The 2,948-nt window shown below is 53.2% G+C and carries 2 rRNA genes; both read right to left on the bottom strand.

Annotated elements, in window-relative coordinates:
* Window positions 1-1,695: ribosomal RNA gene (locus QP140_RS09660) — 23S ribosomal RNA — on the bottom strand; the annotation flags it as partial.
* A 360-nt stretch (window positions 1,696-2,055) separates the two neighbouring features.
* Window positions 2,056-2,948: ribosomal RNA gene (locus tag QP140_RS09655) — 16S ribosomal RNA — on the bottom strand; the annotation flags it as partial.

Here is a 2,948-nt window from a genome sequence, read left to right as displayed (position 1 = left end):
GCTGTACGGATTTACCAATACAGCGGGCCACACGCTTACACCACAATCCAATCAGTGGCTCGGCTACCTTCCTGCGTCACCCCATCGCTTGACTACAACAGATCAGGTCCCACGCATCCCAACACAACACACACAAAGTGCATGAAGCATCGTTCAGGGCGGTTAGTATCACTGCTTCACCATTGGTCGCACACATACGGGTACGGGAATATCAACCCGTTAACCATCGACTACGCCTGTCGGCCTCGCCTTAGGCCCCGACTCACCCTGGGAAGATTAACTTGACCCAGGAACCCTTAGTCATCCGGCGGATGAGTTTCCCACTCATCATTCGCTACTCATGCCTGCATTCTCACTCGCATAACCTCCAGCACTGGGTTACCCCGCACCTTCAACGGATCACACGACGCTCCCCTACCAACCCAACACACAACGTGTTGAGTTCCGCGGCTTCGGCGGTGTACTTGAGCCCCACTACATTGTCGGCGCAAAACCACTCGACCAGTGAGCTATTACGCACTCTTTCAAGGATGGCTGCTTCTAAGCCAACCTCCTGGCTGTCTAAGCGATCCCACATCCTTTTCCACTTAGTACACTCTTAGGGGCCTTAACCGGCGATCTGGGCTGTTTCCCTCTCGACAACGAAGCTTATCCCCCGCTGTCTCACTGCCGCGCTCTCACTTCACAGTATTCGGAGTTTGGCTGATGTCGCTAAGATAGTAGTCCCGCTAAACCAACCAGTAGCTCTACCTCCATGAAGAAACACACGACGCTGCACCTAAATGCATTTCGGGGAGAACCAGCTATCACGAAGTTTGATTGGCCTTTCACCCCTACCCACAACTCATCCCCTCAGTTTTCAACCTAAGTGGGTTCGCGCCTCCACGACGTCTTACCATCGCTTCACACTGGTCATGGGTAGATCACTCCGCTTCGGGTCCAGGACATGCCACTACAACACACTAGTTAGTATTCGCTTTCGCTACGGCTACCCCACCAGGGTTAACCTCGCGACATGCCGCTGACTCGCAGGCTCATTCTGCAAAAGGCACGCCATCACCCCAAAAGGGCTCTGACGGATTGTAAGCACACGGTTTCAGGTACTATTTCACTCCCCTCACGGGGTACTTTTCACCATTCCCTCACGGTACTCAATACACTATCGGTCACAACAAGTATTCAGGCTTACCGAGTGGTCCCGGCAGATTCACAGCAGATTCCACGAGCCCGCTGCTACTCGGGAAAAATTGTCAACGCACACATTGCATGCTTTCACGTACCGGACTCTCACCGTCTACGGCAGGCCATTCCAAACCACTTCCGCTAACACACAACACACACGCGGGCCATGGCAGCAGCCCACAACAAAATCCCACAACCCCACACACGCAACCCCTGCCAGGTATCACACGCATATGGTTTAGCCATCATCCACGTTCGCTCGCCGCTACTAGCAGAATCATTATTATTTTCTTCTCCTGCGGGTACTGAGATGTTTCACTTCCCCGCGTTACCACCACACCACCTATGCATTCAGCAGTGGGCGACCACACATAACCGTGGCCAGGTTTCCCCATTCGGACACCCTCGGATCAACGCTCTATTGGCAACTCCCCGAGGCCTATCGTGGCCTTACACGTCCTTCATCGGCTCATTGTGCCAAGGCATCCACCGTGCGCCCTTAAAAGTAACAAATCAAACACTAAGACACACACAAAACACACACCACAACAACGCGGCATGCATCAGGTGAACAACAAAATCACAAGAAATTAGATACTCGCGTCCACTATACAGTTCTCAAACAACACGAACACCACCCACACACAACCAACCACACACGGTCAATCACACGCAGGAAGCATCCCAACAGGAACAACAACACATGCCATTCCAGACACCCAACAACGCAACAAACCAAACACCCAAGACTTGAACACAACAACACACACCAACAACCAACCGGTCATCGGCGGACACGCAAGCAAACCCCCATGACAGGGTTTCTAATGCCCACGATTCACCCACAAAAAATAATAAACAAAAACTCCTTAGAAAGGAGGTGATCCAGCCGCACCTTCCGGTACGGCTACCTTGTTACGACTTCGTCCCAATCGCCGATCCCACCTTCGACAGCTCCCTAACAAGTTTAGGCCACTGGCTTCGGGTGTTACCAACTTTCATGACGTGACGGGCGGTGTGTACAAGGCCCGGGAACGTATTCACCGCAGCGTTGCTGATCTGCGATTACTAGCGACTCCGACTTCATGGAGTCGAGTTGCAGACTCCAATCCGAACTGAGGCCGACTTTCAGGGATTAGCTCCACCTCACGGTATCGCAACCCACTGTACCGACCATTGTAGCATGTGTGAAGCCCTGGACATAAGGGGCATGATGATTTGACGTCATCCCCACCTTCCTCCGAGTTAACCCCGGCAGTCTCTTGTGAGTCCCCACCATTATGTGCTGGCAACACAAGACAAGGGTTGCGCTCGTTACGGGACTTAACCCAACATCTCACGACACGAGCTGACGACAACCATGCACCACCTGTACACCAGCCCCGAAGGGAAACTACATCTCTGCAGCGATCCGGTGTATGTCAAGCCCAGGTAAGGTTCTTCGCGTTGCATCGAATTAATCCACATGCTCCGCCGCTTGTGCGGGCCCCCGTCAATTCCTTTGAGTTTTAGCCTTGCGGCCGTACTCCCCAGGCGGGGCGCTTAATGCGTTAGCTACGGCACGGAAATCGTGAAAAATCCCCACACCTAGCGCCCACCGTTTACGGCATGGACTACCAGGGTATCTAATCCTGTTCGCTACCCATGCTTTCGCTCCTCAGTGTCAGTAACTGCCCAGAGACCTGCCTTCGCCATCGGTGTTCCTCCTGATATCTGCGCATTCCACCGCTACACCAGGAATTCCAGTCTCCCCTACAGCACTCCAG

Origin of the sequence: Corynebacterium sp. UMB9976, assembly GCF_030212265.1 — a bacterium.
Lineage (GTDB): Bacteria > Actinomycetota > Actinomycetes > Mycobacteriales > Mycobacteriaceae > Corynebacterium.
Note: the sequence above shows the minus strand (reverse complement) of the source record. Positions and strands in the feature narration are given on the sequence as shown.